Below are 23944 nucleotides of genomic sequence, written 5' to 3'. Positions count from 1 at the left end.
CGCCGTACCGCCGGTGGGAACGAGCGGCGAGGTCATCGCGGCACCGGGACCGAGGCCAGGATGCCGTCCAGCAGCCCGTCGGCGGTCGCGCCCTCCAGCTCCGCCTCCGGCCGCAGCTGCACCCGATGCCGCAGCGTGGGCCGCGCCAGCGCCTTGACGTCGTCGGGGGTCACGTACGACCGGCCGGACAGCCACGCCCAGGCCCGGGAGGAGGCCAGCAGCGCGGTGGCGCCACGCGGGGAGACGCCCAGCTGGAGCGACGGCGACTGCCGCGTGGCACGGCAGACGTCGACGACGTAGCCGAGCACCTCGGGCGCCACGTGCGTCCTGGCGACCGCCTCGCGGGCCGCGGCCAGGTCCTCGGCCGTCGCCACCGCCTTGACGTGCGACAGGTCGCGGGGGTCGAAGCCGTGCGCGTGCCGCTCCAGCACCGCGATCTCGTGCTCCCGCGGCGGCAGCGGCACCGTGAGCTTGAGCAGGAAGCGGTCAAGTTGCGCCTCGGGCAGCTGGTAGGTGCCTTCGTACTCCACGGGGTTCTGCGTCGCGCACACCACGAACGGCTCCGGCAGCGGCCGGGCCCCGCCCTCGATGCTGACCTGGCGCTCCTCCATCGCCTCCAGCAGCGCGGCCTGGGTCTTGGGCGGCGTGCGGTTGATCTCGTCGGCCAGCAGCAGGTTGGTGAAGACCGGACCCTCGCGGAACTCGAACTCGGCCGTCTTGGCGTCGTAGATGAGCGACCCGGTGACGTCGCCCGGCATCAGGTCGGGCGTGAACTGCACCCGCTTGAAGTCCAGCGACAGCGCCGCCGCCAAGGTGCGCACCATGAGGGTCTTGGCCACGCCCGGCACGCCTTCGAGCAGCACGTGCCCCCGGCACAGCAGCGCGATGACCAGCCCTGTCACGACCGCGTCCTGGCCGACGACGGCCTTGGCGACCTCGGCGCGCAGCGCGCCCAGCGCCTCCCTGGCCGCGTCGCCCCGGCCGGCGACGCGCGTGGTCTCCTCAACGTTCACTGGATTCCCTTCTCGAGGAAGTCAAGGTACCCGGCCAGTCCGACGAGGCCCGCGTCGTCGGCGGGCGGCGGGCCGTACAGGGCGGCGCCGATCTGCCGCGGGTCCTGCCCGGTCCGTACGGCTATCGCCGACACGACGGCGTCGGGACCGGCGTCAGCGGTCAGCCCGAGCCGGGGCACGATCCGGTCGAGAGCGCCCGCGCGCAGCGCCTCGGCGGCGGTGCCGCGCGCCCGGCGGGCGCGGTAGAGGCGGCCCCGGCCCTCGACGGTCTCCGCGGCGCGCACCACGACCGGGAGCCGTTCGGCGACCACCGGGCCGAGCCGCCTGCCGCGCCACAGGATCGTCAGCAGCAGCGCGATGAGCGCCATCCACACGCCCCACCCGACGTTGTCGGGCATCAGCTCGTGGAACGACTTGCCCTCCGGCCCGGCCAGGGTCTCGTCGTCCTGGCTCTCGCCCTCCTCGGGCGCGGGCCGTACCAGCCAGGTCACCGCCTGCTTGCCGCGCAGCAGGTTGAGCGCCAGCGCGGCGTTGCCGTCCTCGTCGAGCCGCTGGTTGGTCATGAAGCCGCTGCTGCCCACGACCGTCACGGTCCGGCCGCCGGAGGCGTAGCGCAGGAGCGTGGGCTTGTCGTCGGCCGGGTAGCAGCCGACCGCGCCCCGGGGCCCGGAGAAGGTGAGGCCGCCGATGTGGGCGCTGCCCGCCGCCTGGGCGCCCGGCAGGTCGCAGCGCGGCTCGCGGGACCGCTCGCGCACCCGCTCCCGGTTGGCCCTGACCTCGGGCGCGAGGACGTGCAGGTAGCCGGTGTCGCCGACGATCAGCAGGTCGCCGGGCAGGTCGGCGAGCCGCCCGACCTCGGACGGCGTGAGCGGGAAGGCGTCGGTGACGAGCAGGAGCCGGTCGCCGGAGGCCAGCGCGGCGGCCCGGTCGGCGGAGTCGACCCGGTCCACGGTGACGCCGTGGGCGCGCAGCAGCGCGGCCAGCGCCCTGCCGCCGGCCAGCGAGCCGTCGTCGGGGTCGAGGTAGCGGCCGGGGCGTCCCTGCCCGCCGAGGAGCACTGTGGCCGCGGCGACGACCACGAGCAGGAGGGCCACGGCCAGCGGGGCGCGCGCGGCCCGCCAGAGGGTCCGGGGCGTGGCCGACACCGCCGTGGAGGGCTGCTGCGGAGCCGTCGTGTCGCCTGGTTGCCGTTGCGGGGCGAGCAGGTCGCTCATGCCGTGCCTCCCCCCAAGGATCCCCCGGAGCCTGCCCCGGGCGGGACCGAGCCTGTCCCGAGCGGACCCGGGCCGCCGCCGGGCGGAGCGGCGCCCGCCCCGAGCGGCACCGGCCTGGCCACCCGCAGCCGGTCGTCGAGCCCGGCCAGCACCCCGTAGGCGTCGGCCGTGCCCGGCACGTCGCCATAGGTCACGTCGTCGAAGATCCGCGCGGCCGTGGCGAGCTCGGCCGCGAACTCCGGCAGCGCCCGCCCGGCCTCGGCGGCCAGCTCGTCGGCGGTGCGGCCCTGGAGCCGGTCGACGATCGCGCGCTCCTCCAGGTCGCGCACGATGGCGCGCAGCCGTTCCCTGATCGCCTGCGCCCAGCTGCCCTCGGCGGCCAGGCGCTCGGCGTTGGCCCTGTGCTCGGCCGCCGTGAGCAGCCGCTCCCCGAACAGCACCTCGGGGCCCGCGGCCCTGGCCCTGGACGTCTTGCGCAGGGCCCAGGCGACCAGGAAGACCGCCGCCACGACGATCAGCAGGATGAGCGCCGCCGCCACCAGCCCGCCCACCTGGCCGCCGGCGCCCGCGGCGTCCATCAGGTCGCCCAGGAACTGCTGCAGCCGCCGCCACAACTCGTCGACCGGCGATTCGTGCTCGTAGCCGGGCTTGAGGAGCTCTCCGGCGGCCTCGCGCCCGGCCTCCTCGCGTCCGATCGGTGGCGCTGTCACGACCTGGCGGCGTTCGACGGGTGCCAGAGGTCGTCGGCGGAGGCGTGGACCCAGCCCTGCCGCTGCTGTTCGAGCGCGGCGGTCTGCAGCACCAGGTCGAACGCCTCGCTGCGCATCCGGCGGTCGGTGTAGAGGAGCCCGGCGACGCCCGCCTGGACGGGGTAGGAGATCATGCCTCCCACCATCGTGCCGACCGCGATGAGGACGGCCGTGACGATCGACGCGCCGGTCGTCCCGCCGCCGAACATCCCGATCATCATGCCGGCGATGGTGAACGGCACGCTGACGACCCCGCTGATGAAGCCGGCCAGCAGCGCGGTGACCAACAGGATGCCGAGCACCCGCCAGAAGTCGCCGGTCACCAGCCGCCACGAGCGCCGCATGGCGTCGATCGGGCCGCGCCCCTCCAGCACGACGGCCGGGGTGGCGAAGGAGAAGCGGGCGGTGAGGAACAGCGAGTAGGCGATGTACGGCAGGCCGACCAGGACGATGAGGGCGAACAGCACGCCCGCCTGCTGGGCCTGGCCGACTCCCGCGAGCAGCGCGACGGTGAGCGGCACGACGATCAGCAGCGGCGCGAGCAGCAGCGCGGTCAGGATGCCCACCACGCCGAACATGGCCGGCCACCGGCCCTTCAGCAGCCGCCACGCCTCGCCCGCGGTGATCCGGCCGCCGAACACGGCCCGGCCGAGGATCCTGGTGATCACCCCGGTGAGGAGCGTGACGGCCACGATGCCGATCAGCTGCGAGACGAGCGCGCCGCCGTAGGTGGCGAAGACGCCGGAGTCGAGGCGCTGCACGTCCTCCGCGGTGGCCGAGGCGGGGTCGGACAGCACGCCGCCCACGGACCCGACGAAGACGGCCTGGGTGACCGCGACCGGGATCGCCACGAGCAGCGCGGTGATCGCCGACAGGCCCAGCATGGCCTTGGGGTTGGAGCGGATCAGCTTGATGGTGCCGTCGAGGATGTCGCCGAGCGTCAGCGGCCGGAGAGGGATGATGCCGGGACGCAGCGCCGGAGGCGGCGGCGCGTAGCCGTAGCCGGGCGCCGGCTGGCCCGGCGCCTGACCGGGCGGGCCGTAGGGCTGCTGGCCGTACGGCTGCTGCGGCTGACCATACGGCTGGCCATACGGCTGGCCGTACGGCGGAGCCTGCGGCGGGGGCGGCGGCTGCTCGCCGGGCTCACGGCCGGGGGCGGCCCAAGGAGAGGACGCGGGGGCTCCGTACGGCGGAGGCTGCTCGGCCGCCCAGCCGGGGGGCCTCTCGTGACCGTCTGACATACCCCCAATCCTGGCACGCAGCGGCGACGAGACGCGCTATTGGGAGGGCATTCCAGGATGTTTCTCTGCAAGCCGGGCGTAGGGATGGTCTAATCGTCGCCGCTTAACGCAGACTGATGATTGCGGGGGAGAACGCGGGACGTCGGAGAGGGTCGTAGGATTCGACTTTTGACGGTCTCACGTCACATCCAGATGGCAGGCAAGGGTACCCTTTCCTGCATCGTGCTGTATGTCCCACAATGCGTAGAACCGAATGAGGGGCCATGAAAGGTCGCGTGCTGGTCGTCGACGATGACGCCGCTCTCGCCGAGATGCTCGGCATCGTGTTGCGCGGAGAAGGCTTCGAGCCCTCCTTTGTCTCCGACGGCGACAAGGCCCTCGATGCGTTCCGCGAGACCCGTCCCGATCTGGTGCTCCTGGACCTCATGCTGCCCGGGGCCGACGGCATCGACGTCTGCCGCCGCATCAGGGCCGAGTCCGGCGTGCCCATCGTGATGCTGACGGCCAAGAGCGACACCATCGACGTGGTGCTGGGCCTGGAGTCGGGCGCCGACGACTACATCGTCAAGCCGTTCAAGCCCAAGGAGCTCATCGCGAGGGTGCGCGCGCGGCTGCGCCGCACCGACGAGCCGACCCCGGAGATCCTCCAGATCGGCGACATCACCATCGACGTGGCGGGCCACTCCGTCAAGCGCGGCGAGGAGACCATCAACCTCACGCCGCTGGAGTTCGACCTGCTCGTCGCCCTGGCGCGCAAGCCGCGCCAGGTCTTCACCCGCGAGGTGCTGCTGGAGCAGGTGTGGGGGTACCGGCACGCGGCCGACACCCGCCTGGTCAACGTGCACGTCCAGCGGCTCCGCGCCAAGATCGAGAAGGACCCCGAGCACCCCGAGATCGTGGTCACCGTCCGCGGCGTCGGCTACAAAGCCGGCCCGGCGTGACCTGCCGGTAGTTCCCTGAGATGACTCCCGCCGCAACGGCCCGTAGACGGACATTCCGCCAGATTCTCGGAGGAGTCCGGCGGCGGGCCAGGCGTGCCGCGCGCAGGGTGCGGCATCTGTGGCGCAGCTCGCTGCAGATGCGGGTGGTCACCAGCACGCTGGCCATCTCGATGACCGTGGTCGCCGTCCTGGGCTACTTCCTGTTCCAGGAGATCAGCGACTCGGTCGTCGACCCGCGCCGGGCCTCCGTGATCAGCGACGCGCGCAACGACACGGCCACCATCAGGAACATCCTGCTCTCCCAGGAGGACCAGGACGACGCGCCCAAGCCAGGGCAGATCCACACGCCGGCCATCGACCAGGCCATCAAGGCCGTCTCCCCGGTGGAGGACGAGAACCGCCGCTACGACCTGATCATCCTCAACCCCGAGCACCCCGAGGGCTCCCGCATCGCCGGCGCCGTCAGCGAGCAGAGCATCCCCCCGCAACTGCGCGCGGCCATGGACGCCTTCGCCGAGAAGACCCTGGTGGGCGAGCCCACGCGCAAGAGCATCATCGCCGCCGTCCCCTACGAGCGCGGCGGCACCCAGATCTCGGTCGTCACCGGCGTGGTCCTGGAGGAGGGCCGCCAGGTCTACCACTTCTCCCCGCTCACCGCGGAGGAGGACACCCTGTCCGCGGTGCGCCAGGTGCTCGTCCTGGTCGGCCTGGGCCTGGTGCTGCTCCTGGCCGCCATCGCCTCGCTGGTCACCCGCCAGGTCGTGGTCCCGGTACGGCTGGCGCGGCAGGCCGCCGAACGCCTGGCCGCCGGGCAGCTCGACGAGCGGCTGAAGGTGCGCGGCGAGGACGACCTGGCCCGCCTGGCCACCTCCTTCAACGAGATGGCCGCCAACCTGGCGCTGAAGATCCACCAGCTGGAGGAGCTGTCGCAGGTCCAGCGCCAGTTCGTCTCCGACGTCTCCCACGAGCTGCGCACCCCGCTGACGACGGTCCGCATGGCGGCCGACCTCATCTACGACGCCCGCGAGGACTTCGACCCCATGGTCGCCCGCTCGGCCGAGCTCATGCAGGCCCAGTTGGAGCGGTTCGAGTCGATGCTGGCCGACCTGCTGGAGATCAGCCGCTACGACGCGGGCGCCGCCACGCTCGACCTGGAGCAGACCGACATCCGCGACGTCGTGCTGCGCGCCGTCGACGACTCCGTCGCCCTGGCCGAGCGCCACTCCACCCGCTTCGACCTGCGCCTGCCCAACGAGCCGTGCATGGCCGAGATCGACGCCCGGCGCGTGGAGCGGATCCTGCGCAACCTGCTCTTCAACGCCATCGAGCACGGCGAGGGCAAGGACATCGTGGTCACCGTGGGCGCCGACCGCGACGCCGTGGCGGTAGCCGTACGGGACCACGGGGTGGGGTTGAAGCCCGGCGAGGAGAACATGGTCTTCGACCGGTTCTGGCGCGCCGACCCCTCGCGGGCCAGGACCATCGGCGGCACCGGGCTGGGCCTGGCCATCTCCCGCGAGGACGCCACCCTCCACGGCGGCTGGCTGCAGGCGTGGGGGCAGCCCGGCGAGGGCTCGCAGTTCCGCCTGACGCTGCCGCGCGACTCCAGCGTGGAGCTGAAGGGCTCGCCGCTGCCGCTGGAGCCGCCGGAGATCCAGATCCGCCGCACCTGGCGCGGGCACATCACGCCCGTCCTGGCGCCGGCCACCTCCAGCCCCGCCGCCGGTCCCGCCCCCGGCCCCGCGCCCTCGGACGAGGGGGTCGTCCATGCGGAGTAGCCGGATGACCGCCGTGGCCCTGGCCGTCTGCGTGGCGGTCGGCGGGGCGGGCTGCTCGGTCATCCCGCTGAGCAGCGCGCCCATCGCGCCGGACGCCGCCGACGCGGGGGCCGCGCTCGGCGGGTCGTTCCAGCGCCTGGTGCCCACGAAGCCGCGTCCGGAGTGGCGGCCCGACCAGGTCGTCATGGGCATGCAGGCCGCGATGGCCGCCTACGCGGACGAGGGGCAGGACAAGACCCTGTGGAGGTACCTCACCCCGCAGGCGCGCAAAGACTGGAACCCGCACGTGCCCGTGTCGGTGCTGGACCAGCTCGAGGTCAAGCTGTCCGGCCCGCCCGACGCCGAGGCGCGCGTCCAGATCTCCGGCAACATCATCGCCGAGATCCGGGCCGACGGCCGCTACGTCCCCATGACGGCCCCTTCGCCGTTCAGCCGCTGGGTCACCCTCGACAAGACGCGCGACCAGGGGTATGTGGTCTCAGGGCTCAGCTTCGACGGGCTGCTGCTGACCGCGGCCGACGTCGAGCGCTCCTACGAGGACGCCAAGCTCTACTACCTGGACAACAACGACAACCCGGTCCTCGACCTGGTGAAGATCCGCCGCAAGCCGACCGAGAACCTGGCCGAGGGCATCGTCGCCCGCCTGGCGCAGGGGCCCAGCGAGGCGCTGCGCGACGCCGTCCACAGCGCGCTGCCTCCCGGGACCCGCGTGCTGTCGGTGCAGAAACGCGGCGAGGCCGTCGTGGTCGACCTGGGCGGCGCCTTCGACCCCGACCGCATCGGCAACCCCGAGGGGCTGAAGGTCCAGCTCGGGGCCAGCCTGCGCAACCAGGTCAACGGCCGCGTCATCGAGGTCCTCCACGACGGCGAACCGTTCTACGGCACCAGCCCGCTCACGATCAGCCCGAGCGACTACCAGCCGTCCCAGCCCCAGCCCCTGCTCGCCAACGCCTACGTGCTGCGCGACGGCGCCGTGCTGCGCGAACAGGAGCCGCGCAAGGAGTTCTCCGACTGGGTCCCGCGCGGGATGCAGCCGCGTCCCGACTTCAAGGACCCCGCGGTCTCCGCCGACGGCGCGCGGATCGCCGTGTCGGGCTCCGACGGGATCTGGGTCCACCAGGACAGCCAGTGGCGGCTGTGGATCCGGGGCACCGGCCTGGTCTCGCCCGCCTGGCGGCCCGACGGCACGCTGTGGACCTACGACCCGGCACGCCAGACCTTCCTGCGCTTCGACCCCCAGGGCGGCGGGCAGCAGCCCACCCAGATCCCCGCGCCGACGCTGACCGGCGAGACGGTCGAGCGGATCAAGTTCGCCCGCGACGGCGTACGGCTGGCGATCATCGCCCGCGACGCGGGGCAGGGCCAGTCCGTGCAGGTCGGCACGATCCTCCCGGGGCAGGTCGGCAACTTCCGCAAGCTCCTGGAGGCCAAGGCCAGCAAGGACAGGGAGGAGATCGTCGATGTGGCCTGGGAGAACGTCGAGCAGCTGCTCGTGCTGACCGACCAGGCGATCACCCGCGTCCACCTGGTGACCGGGCCCATGCAGAACGTCGGCGGGACCATCAAGGACGCCAACTCCATCGCCTCCTTCGGCGGGCGCACGCTCGTCGGCACCGACACGCGGGTGCTGGAGCTCGACTCCACCCAGAAGCTGGAGCCGCTGGGGAACATCAAGGAGGGCCTGCCCGCCTATCCGGCCTTCCTGTCGGAGCGGCCATAGCGGCTCCCTTGAGGGGCTGTCGCCCTTGCCCGGCGCGACTGCCGGTCCTGGCGGTGCCGCTGTTGGCCTTGCCTGGGACGGCCTCCGGTTTTACGGCGCGACTGTCGGTCCTGTCCGGCACACTGGTCCACCGTGCTGACCGCCTTGCTCGACCTGCTGGCGCCGCAGACCTGCGTCGGCGGCTGCGGCCTGCGCGGCGTGGCGCTGTGCGAGGCGTGCCTGTGCCCGGCTCCGGCCCGCCGGATGCCGGAGCCGTGCCCGCCCGGCCTGCCGGTGTGCTGGTCGGCGGCCGACTACGCCGGACCGGTCAAGCGGGCCATCCTCGCCTACAAGGAGCGCGGCCGCACCAGCCTGGCCGCACCCCTGGCCGAGGCGCTGGCCTTCACGCTGGCCGAGGCGCTGCACTCACCCACGGCCCTCGGCTCGTCCACGGGCGTCAGCCCACCCGCGGCCCTCAGCCCGCTCACGGCCCTCGGCTCGCCTATAGCCGCCGACCGGGCCGTGGCCTCTGGACGCCCCATCACCTCCAAGGCGCCTCTCGTCCTCGTGCCGGTGCCGAGCGCGAGCCGTACCCTGCGAAGCCGCGGCCACGATCCGGTGGGCGAGCTCGCCGCGCGGGCGGCCGGGCTGCTGTGCCGTACGGGCCGGGCGGTGGCGGCGCGGCCGGTGCTCGCCCAGGCCAGGCCGGTCGGCGACCAGGCCGGGCTCACCGCGGCCCGCCGGGCGGCCAACCTCCACGGCTCGCTGCGCGTGGCCCATCCTGTCGGCGCCGCCAGGGCCGTGCTCGTGGACGACGTGGTCACGACAGGGGCCACCATCGCGGAAGCCGCCAGGGCCCTGCGGGCGGCGGGCGTGGCGGTCCCGCTCGCCGTCACGGTGGCGGCGACACGCCGGAGGTCGCGAAATTCCCGACGGTGACCGTCGGTAAAAGAAGATCTTCTTTCGCGGCTCACCCACGCGCCATACCTGCCTATCCGGTCAAGCCCGGTTCTCCAGCTCACCATGCTGGACCGCAGGGCGTCGCCGGGAGCGAATCCCCCGAAACCGGGCACGAGGTGCAGGCCGTAACGCGCACCGACCTCACGCAAAGTGATCGTTCGCTCGATCGCCAGGCTGACATTCCCCGCCGATGCGGATAGCGTTCTGACATGGCACCCGTTCGGGTCCGTGGTTGCGCAGAGCCGGCAGTCCCGGCTCTGCTAGCCGATGCCAGCCGCAGGCGAAACGGCCCACGTAAGGCGACTCTTCGTCGACCGATCACGGTGCGGCTTAGGGGTAAGTCCTGCCTTCCCGGGGGTCCAGATGTCCCCCGTCAGAAGAGAAGGGCGGTAGTGGCGCCAGAGCTGCGAAACCCTCAGCAGGCGGATGTGGGGTCGAAGACCAGGTCGGCCGAACGGGTGCTCATGAGTCTCCTGATGACACCGCGCCTGAAGGTTGCATCTGGGCAACAGGAGGGTAACGGTAAAGGAGAGGAAGTCCCTTGCTGGGCAAGGCGCGTCGTCGGGCGCTCTTCCGCAGTCGCTAGACGAAGGGGGGTTGTTGCATGGACATCATCGTCAAGGGCCGGCACACAGGAGTGAGTGATCGGTTCCGAGACCACGTGACGACCAAGCTGGCCAGGATCGAGCGTCTGAACAACAAGCTCATCCGAGTGGACGTGGAGGTGTCCAAGGAACGCAACCCACGCCTCGCCGACCAGCGCGAGCGTGTGGAGCTCACCATCCACTGCCGCGGTCCGGCCATCCGGGCCGAGGCCTCCGCCGACGATCGCTTCGCCGCGCTCGACATGGCCCTCGACAAGCTGGAGAGCCGCCTTCGCAAACTCGCCGACCGCCGCAAGGTCCACCACGGCAGCCACGCCACGCCGTCCATCGGCGAGCTGTCCGCCTCACTCCTGGCCGGGCCGCCCGACAAGGCCCAGCTCGTGCCCGAGTCAGCAGCCCCCCGCAAGGCCGAGCCGGAGCCCGAGGACTACGCTCCGGACGAGAAGCAGTACGACGACGTCGTGCCGATCGAGATGGAGGGCGAGGGCCCCCTCATCGTGCGCGAGAAGTTCCACAAGGCCGAACCCATGACCATCGACCAGGCGCTCCTGGAGATGGAGCTGGTCGGCCACGACTTCTACCTCTTCCGCGACAAGGAAAGCGGGCATCCGAGCGTCGTGTACAGGCGGCGCGGCTACAACTACGGGGTGTTGCGGCTCGTCGAGCCCTGAGCCCGCCCGGCCCGCCCGTCAAGAAGATCCTCTCGACCACCCAAGAACCGCAAAACCCGTGCCATGATGGCGGTTCAACGGCTCTGGCCCCCCACGAGGAGGAGACATGAGCGAGTTCCGCGAGCGAAGCGGCGGGCGCGCGTGCCCGCGTTCTTCGGAGGCGGCCGCGTGAGGGAATCCGACAAGGCGCGTGAGCCGATCAGGGTCCTGATCGTCGACGATCACGAGCTGATCCGGCGGAGCCTCGCGATGACGCTGACGGCGGAAGCCGACATCGAGGTGATCGGCGAGGCGGGCGACGGACAGGAGGCGGTCGAACTGGCCGACCGCCTCCTCCCCGACGTGGTCCTGATGGACGTGCGCATGCCCAGGCGCGGCGGGATCGAGGCCACGCGCGGCATCAAGGCCTCCGTTCCGAGCACCCGCATCATCATGCTGACCGTGAGCGACGAGGAGGAGGATCTCTTCGAGGCCATCAAGGCGGGAGCGACCGGCTACCTGCTGAAGGACGTCCAGCTCGACGAGGTGCCCGACGCCGTGCGCGGCGTCCACGGCGGCCAGTCGCTCATCAACCCGGCCATGGCGGCCAAGCTCATCAACGAGTTCGCCGCGATGAGCCGCAAGGAGGCCGAACGGCCGCCGCAGCTGCCCGTCCCCCGGCTGACCGAGCGCGAGATGGAGGTCCTGCGCCTGGTCGCCAAGGGCATGAACAACCGCGAGATCGCCAAGCAGCTGTTCATCTCCGAGAACACCGTGAAGAACCACGTCCGCAACATCCTGGACAAGCTCCAGCTGCACTCCCGGATGGAGGCCGTGGTCTACGCGGTGCGCGAACGGATGCTCGAGATCACCTGAGGCCGCACGGGGTCCTGCCGCTCTAGGGGGTACGGCAGCGCCCACGCCTGCGCCTGGCTCGGTTCACCGGACGGTGTCGCCCGGTGAACCGAGCCTTCGCCTTTCCGCGCCCTTTCCTTGGTGGCTTTTCCTTTCGGTGGCCTTTCCCTTCTGCGGCCTTCGCCTTTCGGCGATCAGTGCCGGCGGGTGCGCAGGCGCTCCAGGAAACGGCGCGCCTTGGCCTGGTTGCCGGGGTCGTTCGCGATGCGCTTGGCCTTCTCGACGGTCCGCCGGCCCTGCGGGCTGCGAAGGAAGGAGCGCACGCGGTCCATGAGTTTCGCCATGGGCGTCCCCTACCCACGACACGCGAGACGATTCGGCAGGTCACCCGCATCCGAGGGCGGCCGTCACCCGGTCGAGCACGTCGTGCCACGGGCGGGCGGCCACCACCGGGACGCCCAGCGAGCGGGCCTGGCCGGCCAGCCAGTCGCCGTACAGGCGGCTCACCCTGGCCCGGCCCGCCTGGTCGCCCGCCTCGGGCTCCCGGGCGCGGTAGTTGGCCGCGAGCCGCTCCTCGTCCGGCTCGTGCAGCACCACCGCCCGCACCCGGCCGCCGAACTCCGGCCGGAGGGCCACGGCGGGCAGCAGGTAGTCGCCCTCGACCACGACCGGTGTGCCGGTGTCCAGGTGGTTGGCGACGACCGCCACGATCGCGGGGGTCAGCGCCTCGGCCACCGCGATCTGCACCCGCACGATCTCCTCCGGGCCCAGGGTGCGCGCCCGCGGGTCGACGCGCCAGTAGTGCAGCAGCGGCGCCTGCTCGGGCGTGGTCATCGCCTGCAACGCCTCGACGATGTCGTCGACCTCGACGAGCGGGACGCCCAGGCGGCGGGCCAGCGGATAGGACACCCGCGTCTTGCCCGTGCCGGACGCGCCGCCCAGCAGCACGATCGGCGTCATGCGGGCTCGCGGGCGGGCGCGGCCGGGCTCGCGGGGCTCCTCCGGCCGGCGCCGCCGGGCTCACGCGGGCTCACGCGCCAGCTCCGCGGCCAGGTGCGGCGGGTCGCTCCGCTCCACCCGCACCGAGTCGCACCCCACCCACGCCGCCGCCGACCACAGGGCCTCGCGCACCGCCTCCACCGCCTTGCGCCCGTCGACGCCCGGCTCCAGGTGCACCTGCCGCGCCACCAGCGTCGACCCCTCCCGGGCCGGGTCCACCCGGCCGATGAGGCGGCCGCCCGCCAGCACCGGCATGGTGAAGTAGCCGTGGACGCGCTTGGCCTTGGGAACGTAGAGCTCCAGCGTGTAGGTGAAGCCGAAGACCCGCTCGGTGCGCCCGCGGTGCCAGATGAGCGAGTCGAAGGGGGAGACCAGGGTCGTGCGGTGCCGGCCGCGCACGTCGGAGGCCAGCAGAGCCGGGTCGGCCCATGCGTTGGGGCCGCCCTTCCGGCCCGGCGGCCAGCCGGCCACCGTCACCGGGACCAGCCCGGACCCGCCGCTCAGCAGCGCCTCGTCCAGCATCGCCGCGTGCTGGTTGCGCACCCGTAAAAAGTCGACCAGGTCGCCCCTGGTGGCCACGCCCAGCGAGCGCCCGGCGACGCCCGCGAGCCGCCGGATGCACTCCTCGTCGGGCAGGTCCTGGCCCAGCAGCTCGGCGGGCACGGCCCGCTCGGCCAGGTCGTAGACCCTGCGCCAGCCCACCCGGCGGGTGCAGACCAGCTCGCCGATGTCGAGCAGCCACTCCAGGCCGATCTTGGAGTCGGACCAGTCCCACCAGGGGCCGCCGTTGCGTGCGCCGCCCACGTCGGACGTCGTCACGGGGCCGCTCTGCCGTACGCGCTCCAGCAGCTTGTCGACGTCCGGCGGCACGGTGTGCCAGCGTAGCCCCCGGGCGCGGAAGCCGCGGCGGCGGAAGCCGTACAGCGGCCAGTGCTCGATGGGCAGGATGCAGGCGGCGTGGCACCAGTACTCGAAACTGCGGGCCGGGTCGTGCCAGTAGGCCCGCTCGACGGCCCGCCTGCCGACGGCGCCCAGCCGGGCGTAGGCGACCAGCTCGTGCGAGCGGGCCAGCACCGAGACGGTGTCGAGCTGCACCGCGCCCAGCCGTCGCAGCATGGCGGCGACACCGCCCTTGCGGGCGTCGGCGCCGACGAAGCCCTGGGCGCGCAGCACCAATCGGCGGGCCTCAGCGGCCGTCAAGTCCGTCATGTCGGCGAATGCTAGCGGGGCACACCGACAACGACGGGCTCATCGGTGGTCTTCGACCGTCATCCCCTCGCGCGGCGCGTCGATCACGACGTCGGTGAAGATGTTGAAGACGAGGGCGAGGATCCCCCCGAGGACCGTGATGCCGACGCCGATCCAGACGATCAGCCAGTTGGACTGGGTCAGACCGAACCCGCCCACGGTGAAGCCGATCAGCATGATCGTCACCGCGAGCCAGGAAGAGGCGCGCCCGCCGTGGCTGCCCAGGTTCTCGGTCTGCTCCTTCTTCTGCCCCTCGACCATATGGCAATCCTTTCTTTGCCAGCGGCCTCCTGGCTGGCTTTCCGTGCTCTTGCGCCCTACTCCTCGGCATTCTTCCAGAAGGGGGAGGAGGGCCGCTCATCGCGGTGGCTGTGTCAGGTGGCGGAACGGCCTACGATGGCTACGGGGAAGTATGTCTCGGCCTCTCCTCCTGGCGGCGCCGCCGGGGTAGACCTGCGAGGAGCTTTAATCAAGTGGCAGCCATTCTGGACAAGATCCTTCGCGCCGGCGAGGGCAAGATTCTGCGGAAGCTCAAGCGCATCGCCGATCAGGTCAACTCCATCGAGGACGACTTCAGGAGCATGACCGACGCCGAGCTGCGGGCCATGACCGACGAGTTCAAGCAGCGGCACGCGGACGGCGAGTCCCTCGACGACCTGCTTCCCGAGGCCTTCGCGACCGTACGCGAGGCCTCGCGCCGCGTCCTGGGCCAGCGCCCCTACGACGTGCAGATCATGGGCGCCGCCAACCTGCACTTCGGCAACATCTCCGAGATGAAGACCGGTGAGGGCAAGACCCTGACCTGTGTCATGCCCAGCTACCTCAACGCCCTGACGGGCAGGGGCGTGCACGTCGTCACGGTCAACGACTACCTCGCCCAGCGCGACGCCGAGAAGATGGGCCGCATCCACCGCTTCCTCGGCCTGGAGGTCGGCTGCATCCTGTCGGGGCAGTCGCCCGACGAGCGGCGCAAGCAGTACCAGGCCGACATCACCTACGGCACCAACAACGAGTTCGGCTTCGACTACCTGCGCGACAACATGGCCTGGTCGATCGAGGAGTGCGTGCAGCGCGGCCACTACTACGCCATCGTCGACGAGGTCGACTCCATCCTCATCGACGAGGCCCGCACGCCGCTGATCATCTCGGGCCCCGGCGAGCAGTCCGGCAAGTGGTACCAGGAGTTCGCCAAGATCGTCCCGAGGCTGCGCAGGGGTCAGGAGCCCAAGAACCCCGGCGAGGAGCCCACCGGCGACTACGTGGTCGACGAGAAGAAGCGCACGGTCGGCATCCTGGAGTCGGGCGTGGCCAAGGTCGAAGACTGGCTGGGCATCGACAACCTCTACAAGCCGGAGAACACCCACCTCGTCGGCTTCCTCAACAACGCGCTGAAGGCCAAGGAGCTGTTCAAGCGCGACAAGGACTACATCGTCGCCAACGGCGAGGTCCTCATCGTCGACGAGTTCACCGGCCGCATCCTGCACGGCCGCCGCTACAACGAGGGCATGCACCAGGCCATCGAGGCCAAGGAGGGCGTGCCGATCAAGGACGAGAACCAGACCCTGGCCACCGTCACCCTGCAGAACTACTTCCGCCTCTACGAGAAGCTCGCGGGCATGACCGGCACCGCGGCCACAGAGGCCAACGAGTTCCACCAGACCTACAAGCTCGGCGTGGTGCCCATCCCCACCAACAAGCCGATGATCCGCAAGGACATGCCCGACCTGATCTACCGCACCGAGGACGCCAAGTTCCAGGCGGTGGTCGAGGACATCGTCGAGCGCTACAACATGGGCCAGCCCGTCCTGGTCGGCACCACCTCGGTGGAGAAGTCCGAGCGGCTGTCGAGGATGCTCAAGCGGCGCGGCGTCCCGCACGAGGTGCTCAACGCCAAGAACCACGCCCGTGAGGCCGCGATCATCGCCGAGGCCGGGCGCAAGCACGCCGTCACCGTCGCCACCAACATGGCCGGTCGAGGCACCGACATCATGCTCGGCGGCAACCCCGAGTTCCGCGCCGACATGGAGCTGAAGGCGCGCGGCCTGGACCCGATCGAGACCCCGGAGGAGTACGAGAAGGCCTGGCCCGAGGCGCTGGCCAAGATGGAGGCCGCCGTCAAGGCCGAGCACGAGGAGGTCGTCGCCCTCGGCGGCCTGTATGTGCTGGGCACCGAGCGCCACGAGTCGCGCCGCATCGACAACCAGCTGCGCGGCCGCTCCGGCCGCCAGGGCGACCCCGGCGAGTCCCGCTTCTACCTGTCGCTCGAGGACGACCTCATGCGGCTGTTCAACTCCGCCAGGGTCGACATGATCATGCAGCGTATGAACATCCCCGACGACCAGCCCATCGAGTCCGGCATCGTCACCAAGGCCGTCGCCTCCGCCCAGCACCAGGTCGAGCAGCAGAACTTCGAGATCCGCAAGGAAGTCCTCAAGTACGACGAGGTCATGAACCGCCAGCGCAAGGTGATCTACGCCGAGCGCAGGCGCGTGCTGGAGGGCGCCGACCTGCACGAGCAGGTGCGGGGCTTCATCGGCGATGTGATCGACGGCTACGTCGACGGCGCCACTTCCGAGGGCTTCGCCGAGGAGTGGGACCTGGACAAGCTGTGGAAGGCGTTCGGCGAGCTGTTCCCGATCCAGGTCACCGTCGAGGACCTCGTCGAGGAGGCGGGCAGCCGCGAGGAGCTCACCGCCGACCTCATCCGCGAGCGGGTCAAGGAGGACGCGCTGCGCGCCTACGACCGCCGCGAGGAGGAGCTCGGCTCCGAGGCCATGCGCGAGCTGGAGCGCCGCGTGATCCTCTCGGTGCTCGACCGCAAGTGGCGCGAGCACCTCTACGAGATGGACTACCTGCGCGAGGGCATCGGCATGCGGGCCTACGCCCAGAAGGACCCGCAGATCGAGTACCAGCGCGAGGGCTACGAGATGTTCACCGCGATGCTCGACGGCATCAAGGAGGACGCCGTCGGGTACCTGTTCAACCTCGAGGTTGAGGTGCAGACCAGCCCGATCGTGGAGGAAGAGGACGCGGTGCTGGCGGAGACGCGCTCCATCATCGCGCGCGGCCTGCGCGGGCCTGAGCGCCCCTCCGAGCTGGAGTACATCGCGCCCGGCGAGCAGGGCGAGGTCGAGCACACCCGCGTCCGCACCACGCCGGAGCAGCGCGCCGCCTACGGCAACGTCGAGCGCAACGCCCCGTGCCCGTGCGGGTCGGGCAAGAAGTACAAGCGCTGCCACGGCGACCCCAAGCACGCGCAGCAGGCCTGACGCCGCCGCGAGGCCCCGCACCGACCGTCCCGGTGCGGGGCCTTCGCTTGGTGTTTTTTGGTGGTACGGCGGCGCGGACCGGGTCGCGCGGTTCCGGTACGGCCTGGCGGGCGGATCGGATCGGTTTCGGCTTCGAGCTCGGCTTCGGTGGGCGCTTGGCGGACGCTGCAGAGAACGTGGCTCGGCTGGGCGTGTCGCGGCAACGCCCAGGTCTGTGGAGGCGATTCCGCCGGGTGTGCTTGGGGATGGCAGGGAGCTTTTGTGAGGCGGAGTCTCTACGGCGGCGTGCGTGGTGGGCTCCTGGGGTGTTGAGGCTGGCGGTTCTTGGTGTTGGCCGATGTCGGTGTGCTGCGGGCTGCGTGCTGGTGTCTGGCTGTTGGCGTGCGTGGTGGGTGGGCTCTTGGCGGTGGTTGGGGGCTCGTGGCCCCTTGGCGTTGGCCAATGCGGGCGCGTTACGCTCTGGTGCCCGGCCGCCCACGGTGCTTGGCTGCTCACGGGCGCCCTGCTGTGTGGGTGTCGGTCACTCATGTGTCGTGCTGTGCGGGGTGCGCCGCCAGGCGCACCCCGCTGAGCACAGCCTGAGGCCGATGAGCGCGAAGCGCCGGGGTTAGGCCGAAGGCCATGCTTTTTGAGCGCCGGAGCCTCTTCCGAGGCCGCCGGGCCGTACCCCTCAAGCCGTCTCGAAGTCGGTGCACAGCCACTGGACGCCGCGACGCTCCAGGCGCAGGGCGAGGACGCGGCTGCGGTCGCCGCAGTGGACGAGCATGCACAGCTCCAGCGCGCCGTCCGCCGGTTCCTTGACGTGCGGGGTGCCGACGAAGGGCGGGCGGGTGGCGGCGATCATCCTGCCCGCGCGCAGCAGGTCACGGTAGGCGCGGTCGGTGAGGCGGTCGGCGACCGAGGAGGGAGGGCGGCGGCCGGCGAGGACCTCGGCGAGCGCCTGGCCGAGGTGGCGCAGCGAGCGCTCGTCCGGCACCGCGCCCGGCGCGCCCCACACCAGGGGGCGGACCGCCGCCTCGTCGGTCAGGGCCAGGGCGTCGCTCAACGCCAGGGAGCCCTGGACGGCGGGCCCGGCGGGGCGGGAGAAGCGAGGGAGTCGGGACGACATGACACCTCCATGGGAAGGGGAGCGGAAGTCACCGCTGAGCGGAAGTTCTTGCTGAGGGGACGTCCCTGCTGAGCGGAGGTCCTTGCGGAGCGGATCTCACCGCTGAGCGGATCTCACCGCCGAGCGGACGTCACTGCTAAGAGTTTTCGGCCCGGCCCCCGGATACACCGCGCCGCGACTTTCTCGGGCGGCGCGGGAGTTCCGCACCGATTCGCGCCGAAGATCCCGCCACGACCCCGCTATTCGGTCCACGGCCCTCCAACCGCGGCATGTCCCGAATCCCGGCGGTATAACGCCGCGCTCTGGCCAAGTGTTATGGCCGCCCCCAATCGCCCGGCCGTACCGGAGAAAGCGGCTCCCACCTGCGCGAACTCCGCGAACACCGGCAGGCCATAACACCGGATGGGGAACCCGCTGATATGGCCGCCGGCGGCGGCGCCCCCGTTACGTTTGCGGCGCACCCCCTGATCCGAGGAGAGATGTTCATGCTCCGCAAGCACGTCGCGGGGACGAGCGCGGCCATCGCCCTCGTCCTCGCCGCCGTCCCGGCGGTCGCGTTCGCGGCCACCGCGGGCGAACCCCCCACCCCCTACGCCCAGGCCCGCCAGCAGGCGGAGGCCGCGGCGGATCCCGACGAGAAGCTGGTCCAGGCGCTCAGCCGCGATCTCGGCATCACCGCAGAGCAGGCCCAGGAACGCTTAGTCAACGAGACCGCGGCCGCGAACGTGGAGCCGTTGTTCAGGAACGCGCTCGGCGCGGCCTACGGCGGCCTGTGGGTCACCGGCCCCACCTCCACGCTCATGGTCGCCACCAGCGACGCCGCCAAGCAGGCCACCATCCGCGACCTGGGCGGCACGCCCGTGCTCGTCTCCCAGCCGCTGGCCGCGCTCGAGGCCGCCAAGGCGCGGCTGGACCAGCTCGCCAAGCGGATGCCGCGCTCGGTCCCGGCCTGGTACGTGGACGTCCAGGCCAACAAGCTCGTCGTCCTCGCCCAGGACCCGGCCGCCGCCCGGCGGGTCGTCGCCGCCGGCGGCGTCGACCAGGCCCTGGTGCAGATCCAGCAGTCGGGCGAGCGCCCCGTCCCCCTCTACGACGTGCGGGGCGGCGACGCCTACTACATGGGCGGCGGCGGGCGCTGCTCGGTCGGCTTCGCCGTCACCAAGCCCGGCAGCCAGGGCGGCTTCGTGACCGCCGGACACTGCGGCACGGTCGGCCAGTCGACCAGCGGCTACAACCGCGTGGCGCAGGGCACCTTCCGCGGCTCGTCCTTCCCGGGCAACGACTACGCCTGGGTCGAGGTCAACAGCCAGTGGACGCCCACCCGCTACGTCAACGCCTACAGCCAGGGCCTGATCACCATCACCGGCTCGCAGCAGGCCGTCCCCGGCGCGTCGGTGTGCCGGTCGGGCTCGACCACGCAGTACCACTGCGGCACGATCCAGCAGCACAACACCAGCGTCACCTACCCGCAGGGCACCGTCACGGGCGTCACGCGGACCACGGTGTGCGCCGAGCCGGGCGACTCGGGCGGCTCGTACTTCTCCGGCAGCCAGGCGCAGGGCGTCACCTCCGGCGGCTCGGGCAACTGCTCCAGCGGCGGCACGACGTACTACCAGCCGGTCAACGAGATCCTCTCCGCCTACGGGCTGTCGCTGGTCGCCTCCGGCGGCCCCGGCCCGACGCCGTCGCCGACCCCGACGAGCAGCAACCCGCCGGGCGGCACGTGGGCCCCGTGGACCGCGTACGCCGTGGGCGCCCAGGTCACGTACGGCGGAGCCACCTACCGCTGCCTCCAGGCGCACACCTCCCAGCCCGGCTGGGAGCCGCCGAACGTCCCGGCGTTGTGGCAGCAGGTCTGAACCGGCCTGTCTAACCCGGTTCCTCAGGCCCCCGGCGCTCCCGCCGCCGGGGGCCTCGCCGCCTCCCCGGAGTCCACGTCGGGATCCGGCTCCCGCCCCGGCGTCATGATGTTCAGCCGCCGGATGAGGAAGCTGAAGACCACGTAGTACACGACCCCGTAGACCAGTCCGAGGGCCAGGATGCCCGGCAGGTTGCGGGTGTTGGCCTTGCTGGCGTTCAGCAGCAGGTCGATCAGCCCCGCGGAGAAGCCGAAGCCCAGCTGCCCGTCGATGAGCGTGGTGATCGCCATGGCGGCCCCGGTGAGCAGGGCGTGCACCGCGAACAGCACGGGCGCCACGAAGACGAAGGCGAACTCGATGGGCTCAGTGATGCCCGTGACGAACGACGCCAGCCCGGCCGACAGCATGATGCCGCCCACGGCGGGCCGCCGATGCGGGGGCGCGGCCCGCCACATGGCCAGCGCGGCGGCGGGCAGGGCGAACATCATGACGGGGAAGAACCCGGCCATGAACTCCCCGGCGTGCGGGTCGCCCGCGAAGTAGCAGTTCCAGTCGCCGCCCAGCTCCTTGCCGCCGACGGTGCACTCGGGGACCAGGTACCAGACGATCGAGTTGACGAAGTGGTGCAGCCCGAGCGGGATGAGCAGCCGGTTGAGCACGCCGTAGATCCCGGTGCCGGCCGCGCCCGCGTCGGCCAGCAGCTTGCCCGCCTGGCCGATCCACTCGCCGAGCACCGGCCAGATCCACCCGATCAGCACGCCGAGCACGAGCGAGGCGATGGAGGTCACGATCGGGACGAACCGCCGCCCGCCGAAGAAGGCCAGCCACGCGGGCAGCTTGATGCGGTGGAAGCGCTGCCACAGCAGCGCCGTGACCAGGCCGATCAGGATGCCGCCCAGCACCCTTGTGGGGTTCTGGACGCCGTAGTTGACGACCTCCTCCATCGTGTCGGTGCGCGTGAGGACCTGCTCCCTGATGCCCGAGCCGAGGAACATCGTGCGGGTGACGCGGTCGAAGACGAGGTAGCCCACCACGGCGCTGAGGGCGGTGGAGCCGTCGGCCTTCCTGGCGAAGCCGATGGCCACGCCCACGGCGAACAGCAGCGGGAGGTTCTCCAGCAGCGCGCCCCCGGCCGCGGCCAGGACCTCGGCGACGTCGTTCAGCCACGCCAGGCCCGCGACGTCGGCCAGCCCGCCCGGCTCCGGGCCGTTGGCGCCGAGCATGTCGGGCTGGCCGAAGCGCATGAGCAGGGCGGCGGCCGGCAGGGCGGCGATGGGCAGCATGAGCGAGCGGCCCAGGCGCTGCAGGACGGCCATCAGGCGGGCGAACGGCGAGGGTGGGGCTGCTGTCGTCTCGTTCACCGTGGGTCCTCGCAGGGGGTGGTACGGCGGGGCGTCACCCGCGCCGGGTCAGGCGGTACGGCGGAGCCTCACCCGCGCCGGGCGGGCATCTCCAGGACGGTACGCAGCTGGTAGCGGTCGGCGCGATAGGTGGACACGCCGAGCTCGGCGCAGACCCCGCCGCAGAAGGAGCGGCGCTGGAGCAGCAGCACGGCGCCGCCGCGGTCGAGCTTGAGCAGGTCGGCGTCGCTCGGGTCGGCGATGCCGCCGTCGATGGTCAGCTCGCCGGCGTCGAAGACGATGCCGTAGCGGCGCTCCAGCAGCTCGTACAGTGATTTATCCGTCAAGTCCTGCTTGTCGAGGTCCGGGGCCAGCGAGACCGGGATGTGCGCCCGCTCGATCGACAGCGGCTCCCCGTCGGCGGTGCGGAGCCGTTCGATGAAGTGCACCTCGTCGCCCGGCTGGATGCCGAGCTCCTTGGCCAGGTGGGCGCTGGCGCGCACGATCCTGCGGTCCAGGTCCCGCGCCCCCGGCACCATCCCGCGGGCCCGCATGTCCTCGGTGAAGGAGGTCAGCTGCAGCGCGAGCTCGATCTTCGGCCGCGCGACGAAGGTGCCCTTGCCCGGCACCCGGTGCAGCCGACCCTCCGAGACCAGGTGGTCGACCGCCTGCCGTACCGTCATCCTGGACAGACCGAAGCGCTGGCACAGGTCGCGCTCCGACGGTATGGCGGCACCGATGCTCAGCTCGTTGCTCTCGATGAGGTCGAGCAGGATCTCCCGCAGCTGGAAGTACTTGGGGACCGGGCTGTCGGGATCGATGTGCGCCACAGGGCCTCCCTTCGATCCGACATGGCACATGGGCTATGGTTCGTACTGGTCTAGTCCGGACTAGACCAGATGGCGACAACTATAGCGATGGGAGCGACATGACGACCAGGATGCGGACAGAGATCGCCGAGCAACCGGCGGCGCTACGGGCGACGCTGGACGCCCTGCTGCCCCGGACCGGGGAGATCCGGGCCCTGGCGGAGCGGACCCGCCAGCTGCTGTTCATCGCCCGCGGCACCTCGGACAACGCCGCAGTCTACGGTCGTTACCTGGTCGAATCGCACGCGGGGCGGCTCGCCGCCCTGGCCGCTCCCTCCATCGCCACCACCTACAAGCGCAAGATCGACCTGAACGGCGTGCTCGCGGTGGCCATCTCGCAGTCGGGCCGCACCGAGGAGATCGTGGAGACGCTGGTCTGGGCCAAGGACTGCGGCGCCGCCACGGTCGGCGTGACCAACGGCGGTCCGGACAGCCCGCTCGCCCAGGCGGCCGACCTGGCGCTGTGCACCGAGGCGGGCGTCGAGAAGGCCGTCCCGGCGACCAAGACCTACACCACCCAGCTGGCCGCGCTGGCGGTCCTGGCGCTGGGGCTGGGCGCGGACGTGGACGCGGACGACCTGGCGAAGGTGCCCGACGCGGTGGACAAGCTCATCGCCGACCCCGGCGACCTGGAGACGGTCGTGGAGGGCCTGGCCGACAAGCCGGGCGTGGTGGTCTCCGGGCGCGGCATGGCGTTCTCGACGGCTCTGGAGACCGCGCTCAAGCTCAAGGAGGCCTGCTACCTGCACGCCATGGGCCTGTCGTACGCCGACCTGCTGCACGGCCCGATCGCCGTGGTCGACGCGGAGACCCCGGCGCTGCTGGTCGCCGCCGAGAACAGCCCCACGCTGCCCGGCACGGTGGCGCTGGCCGAGCGCGTGGTCGGCGCGGGCGCCGCCGCCTACACCATCGGCGGCGGTACGGCTCTCGCCTCCGCGGGCACGGCCGCGCTCAACGGCCCCGACCTGCCAGAATGGGTGGCGCCCATGGGGCTGATCGTGCCGGGCCAACTGCTCACCGAGGCCCTGGCCCGCCGCCTGGGCATCGACCCCGACGCCCCCCGCGGCCTCAACAAGGTCACCCAGACCGACTGACGCCCCGGTGGACCTCTCTTCCTCCCTCCCCACCGGGATTCCCGCCCCACCCCCGGGCACTTCCCTCCCGTTCCCGCACCACCCCGAGCGGGAAGGTCGGGGTCGGCGGGTGAGGGAAGTCCTGGAGGTGCCGATCGTCCGAAGTCGTCTAGCCTGATCAGAGGCGCGCGAAAGGGAGGACCCGATGGCGGCTGACGCCAACGCGATCATCGCGGGTCTCGGCGGTGCTGACAACATCATCGAGATCGAGCCCTGCATCACGAGGCTGCGCACCGAGGTGCACGACGCCTCCAAGGTGGACCAGACCGCGCTGCGGGCCGCGGGCGCGCACGGCGTGATGGCCACGGGCAACGTCGTCCAGGTGGTGGTGGGCCCCGAGGCCGACACCATCGCCAGCGACATCGAGGACATCATTGGGTCATGACCCCACGGATAAATCCGGGGGCTTGCAGC

General features: G+C 71.6%; 21 protein-coding genes. 10 read left to right on the top strand and 11 right to left on the bottom strand.

The window, feature by feature from the left end; genetic code table 11:
* Positions 1–32: 32 nt before the first annotated feature.
* From BSB02_RS24255 to BSB02_RS24240, 4 genes are read right to left on the bottom strand one after another with little or no spacing between them, the layout of a single operon-like run.
* Complete coding sequence (locus BSB02_RS24255; RefSeq protein WP_084962152.1) at positions 33–1013, bottom strand: AAA family ATPase; 981 nt, start codon at positions 1011–1013, stop codon at positions 33–35.
* The gene (locus BSB02_RS24250) at positions 1010–2227 is read right to left on the bottom strand and encodes a DUF4350 domain-containing protein (RefSeq protein ID WP_084962150.1); all 1218 of its coding nucleotides are present in this window, start codon (positions 2225–2227) and stop codon (positions 1010–1012) included. The genes BSB02_RS24255 and BSB02_RS24250 overlap by 4 nt, the downstream gene beginning before the upstream one ends.
* On the bottom strand, positions 2224–2937 hold the full coding sequence (locus BSB02_RS24245) for a DUF4129 domain-containing protein (protein WP_084962148.1): 714 nt from the start codon (positions 2935–2937) through the stop codon (positions 2224–2226). The genes BSB02_RS24250 and BSB02_RS24245 overlap by 4 nt, the downstream gene beginning before the upstream one ends.
* Complete coding sequence (locus tag BSB02_RS24240; protein ID WP_143591073.1) at positions 2934–4217, bottom strand: DUF7847 domain-containing protein; 1284 nt, start codon at positions 4215–4217, stop codon at positions 2934–2936. Before BSB02_RS24240 ends, BSB02_RS24245 begins: the two co-directional genes overlap by 4 nt.
* Positions 4218–4480: 263 nt before the next feature.
* Here BSB02_RS24240 and mtrA point away from each other — a divergent pair, with 263 nt between their 5' ends.
* The 6 genes from mtrA (at position 4481) to BSB02_RS24210 (ending at position 11726) form a co-directional block, all read left to right on the top strand.
* On the top strand, positions 4481–5158 hold the full coding sequence (gene mtrA / locus BSB02_RS24235) for an MtrAB system response regulator MtrA (RefSeq protein ID WP_084962146.1): 678 nt from the start codon (positions 4481–4483) through the stop codon (positions 5156–5158).
* 20 nt (positions 5159–5178) lie between these two features.
* Positions 5179–6936 (top strand): MtrAB system histidine kinase MtrB, encoded by a 1758-nt coding sequence (mtrB, locus tag BSB02_RS24230; protein WP_084962144.1) that lies wholly within the window; start codon positions 5179–5181, stop codon positions 6934–6936.
* 4 nt (positions 6937–6940) lie between these two features.
* A complete protein-coding gene (locus BSB02_RS24225) occupies positions 6941–8656 on the top strand; it encodes an LpqB family beta-propeller domain-containing protein (RefSeq protein ID WP_143591071.1) in 1716 nt (571 codons plus the stop codon).
* Positions 8657–8788: 132 nt separating this feature from the next.
* Positions 8789–9574: a ComF family protein gene (locus BSB02_RS24220; RefSeq protein ID WP_084962140.1), complete on the top strand. Its 786-nt coding sequence runs from the start codon at positions 8789–8791 to the stop codon at positions 9572–9574.
* A 625-nt stretch (positions 9575–10199) separates the two neighbouring features.
* Positions 10200–10871, top strand: a complete 672-nt coding sequence (gene hpf, locus BSB02_RS24215; RefSeq protein ID WP_084962138.1) for a ribosome hibernation-promoting factor, HPF/YfiA family — start codon at positions 10200–10202, stop codon at positions 10869–10871.
* 168 nt (positions 10872–11039) lie between these two features.
* Positions 11040–11726 (top strand): response regulator, encoded by a 687-nt coding sequence (locus BSB02_RS24210; RefSeq protein WP_206184857.1) that lies wholly within the window; start codon positions 11040–11042, stop codon positions 11724–11726.
* Positions 11727–11899: 173 nt separating this feature from the next.
* On the opposite strand, the gene BSB02_RS41115 is transcribed toward BSB02_RS24210, so the two are convergent.
* The 4 genes from BSB02_RS41115 to BSB02_RS24195 are packed head-to-tail and all read right to left on the bottom strand — an operon-like array spanning position 11900 to position 14213.
* A complete protein-coding gene (locus tag BSB02_RS41115; protein WP_169729423.1) occupies positions 11900–12049 on the bottom strand; it encodes a hypothetical protein in 150 nt (49 codons plus the stop codon).
* Between the two features lie 40 nt (positions 12050–12089).
* On the bottom strand, positions 12090–12665 hold the full coding sequence (locus BSB02_RS24205; RefSeq protein ID WP_084962134.1) for an AAA family ATPase: 576 nt from the start codon (positions 12663–12665) through the stop codon (positions 12090–12092).
* Between the two features lie 60 nt (positions 12666–12725).
* Positions 12726–13913, bottom strand: coding sequence for a winged helix-turn-helix domain-containing protein (locus BSB02_RS24200; RefSeq protein WP_084962132.1), 1188 nt, complete (start codon positions 13911–13913; stop codon positions 12726–12728).
* 39 nt (positions 13914–13952) lie between these two features.
* Entirely contained in the window at positions 13953–14213 is a 261-nt protein-coding gene (locus tag BSB02_RS24195) for an HGxxPAAW family protein (RefSeq protein WP_084962130.1), read from the bottom strand.
* A 212-nt stretch (positions 14214–14425) separates the two neighbouring features.
* Between BSB02_RS24195 and secA the strand changes: the two genes are divergently transcribed.
* A complete protein-coding gene (gene secA / locus BSB02_RS24190; protein ID WP_084962128.1) occupies positions 14426–17221 on the top strand; it encodes a preprotein translocase subunit SecA in 2796 nt (931 codons plus the stop codon).
* A 670-nt stretch (positions 17222–17891) separates the two neighbouring features.
* Here the strand turns inward: secA and BSB02_RS24185 are convergent.
* Positions 17892–18329 carry an Rv3235 family protein gene (locus tag BSB02_RS24185; protein ID WP_240506623.1) on the bottom strand — a complete coding sequence of 146 codons (438 nt, stop codon included), beginning with the start codon at positions 18327–18329 and terminating at the stop codon, positions 17892–17894.
* A 485-nt stretch (positions 18330–18814) separates the two neighbouring features.
* On the opposite strand from BSB02_RS24185, the gene BSB02_RS24180 reads away from it, so the two are divergent.
* Positions 18815–20188, top strand: a complete 1374-nt coding sequence (locus tag BSB02_RS24180) for a carbohydrate-binding protein (RefSeq protein WP_084962275.1) — start codon at positions 18815–18817, stop codon at positions 20186–20188.
* A 23-nt stretch (positions 20189–20211) separates the two neighbouring features.
* On the opposite strand, the gene BSB02_RS24175 is transcribed toward BSB02_RS24180, so the two are convergent.
* Positions 20212–21549, bottom strand: coding sequence for a PTS transporter subunit EIIC (locus BSB02_RS24175; protein WP_240506622.1), 1338 nt, complete (start codon positions 21547–21549; stop codon positions 20212–20214).
* 68 nt (positions 21550–21617) lie between these two features.
* Positions 21618–22358, bottom strand: coding sequence for a GntR family transcriptional regulator (locus BSB02_RS24170; RefSeq protein WP_240506621.1), 741 nt, complete (start codon positions 22356–22358; stop codon positions 21618–21620).
* Positions 22359–22456: 98 nt separating this feature from the next.
* Here BSB02_RS24170 and BSB02_RS24165 point away from each other — a divergent pair, with 98 nt between their 5' ends.
* Positions 22457–23491, top strand: coding sequence for an SIS domain-containing protein (locus BSB02_RS24165; RefSeq protein WP_084962122.1), 1035 nt, complete (start codon positions 22457–22459; stop codon positions 23489–23491).
* A gap of 184 nt (positions 23492–23675) precedes the next feature.
* Complete coding sequence (locus BSB02_RS24160; RefSeq protein ID WP_084962120.1) at positions 23676–23915, top strand: PTS sugar transporter subunit IIB; 240 nt, start codon at positions 23676–23678, stop codon at positions 23913–23915.
* The last annotated feature ends 29 nt before the right edge of the window (positions 23916–23944 follow it).

It is taken from the genome of Thermoactinospora rubra (assembly GCF_002093975.1).
Taxonomy (GTDB): domain Bacteria; phylum Actinomycetota; class Actinomycetes; order Streptosporangiales; family Streptosporangiaceae; genus Nonomuraea; species Nonomuraea rubra_A.
The sequence above is the reverse complement of the archived record's forward strand: the minus strand, read 5'-3'. Positions and strand labels throughout refer to the sequence as shown.

Bases quoted from the DNA above. Each gene is read 5' to 3' on its own strand.
- hpf (WP_084962138.1), top strand. From the start codon at position 10,200: ATGGACATCATCGTCAAGGGCCGGCACACAGGAGTGAGTGATCGGTTC.
- BSB02_RS41115 (WP_169729423.1), bottom strand. From the start codon at position 12,049: ATGGCGAAACTCATGGACCGCGTGCGCTCCTTCCTTCGCAGCCCGCAG.
- BSB02_RS24180 (WP_084962275.1), top strand. From the start codon at position 18,815: ATGCTCCGCAAGCACGTCGCGGGGACGAGCGCGGCCATCGCCCTCGTC.
- BSB02_RS24240 (WP_143591073.1), bottom strand. From the start codon at position 4,217: ATGTCAGACGGTCACGAGAGGCCCCCCGGCTGGGCGGCCGAGCAGCCT.
- mtrB (WP_084962144.1), top strand. From the start codon at position 5,179: ATGACTCCCGCCGCAACGGCCCGTAGACGGACATTCCGCCAGATTCTC.
- BSB02_RS24250 (WP_084962150.1), bottom strand. From the start codon at position 2,227: ATGAGCGACCTGCTCGCCCCGCAACGGCAACCAGGCGACACGACGGCT.
- BSB02_RS24225 (WP_143591071.1), top strand. From the start codon at position 6,941: ATGACCGCCGTGGCCCTGGCCGTCTGCGTGGCGGTCGGCGGGGCGGGC.
- BSB02_RS24185 (WP_240506623.1), bottom strand. From the start codon at position 18,329: ATGTCGTCCCGACTCCCTCGCTTCTCCCGCCCCGCCGGGCCCGCCGTC.
- BSB02_RS24195 (WP_084962130.1), bottom strand. From the start codon at position 14,213: ATGGTCGAGGGGCAGAAGAAGGAGCAGACCGAGAACCTGGGCAGCCAC.
- BSB02_RS24165 (WP_084962122.1), top strand. From the start codon at position 22,457: ATGACGACCAGGATGCGGACAGAGATCGCCGAGCAACCGGCGGCGCTA.
- BSB02_RS24200 (WP_084962132.1), bottom strand. From the start codon at position 13,913: ATGACGGACTTGACGGCCGCTGAGGCCCGCCGATTGGTGCTGCGCGCC.
- mtrA (WP_084962146.1), top strand. From the start codon at position 4,481: ATGAAAGGTCGCGTGCTGGTCGTCGACGATGACGCCGCTCTCGCCGAG.
- BSB02_RS24160 (WP_084962120.1), top strand. From the start codon at position 23,676: ATGGCGGCTGACGCCAACGCGATCATCGCGGGTCTCGGCGGTGCTGAC.
- BSB02_RS24205 (WP_084962134.1), bottom strand. From the start codon at position 12,665: ATGACGCCGATCGTGCTGCTGGGCGGCGCGTCCGGCACGGGCAAGACG.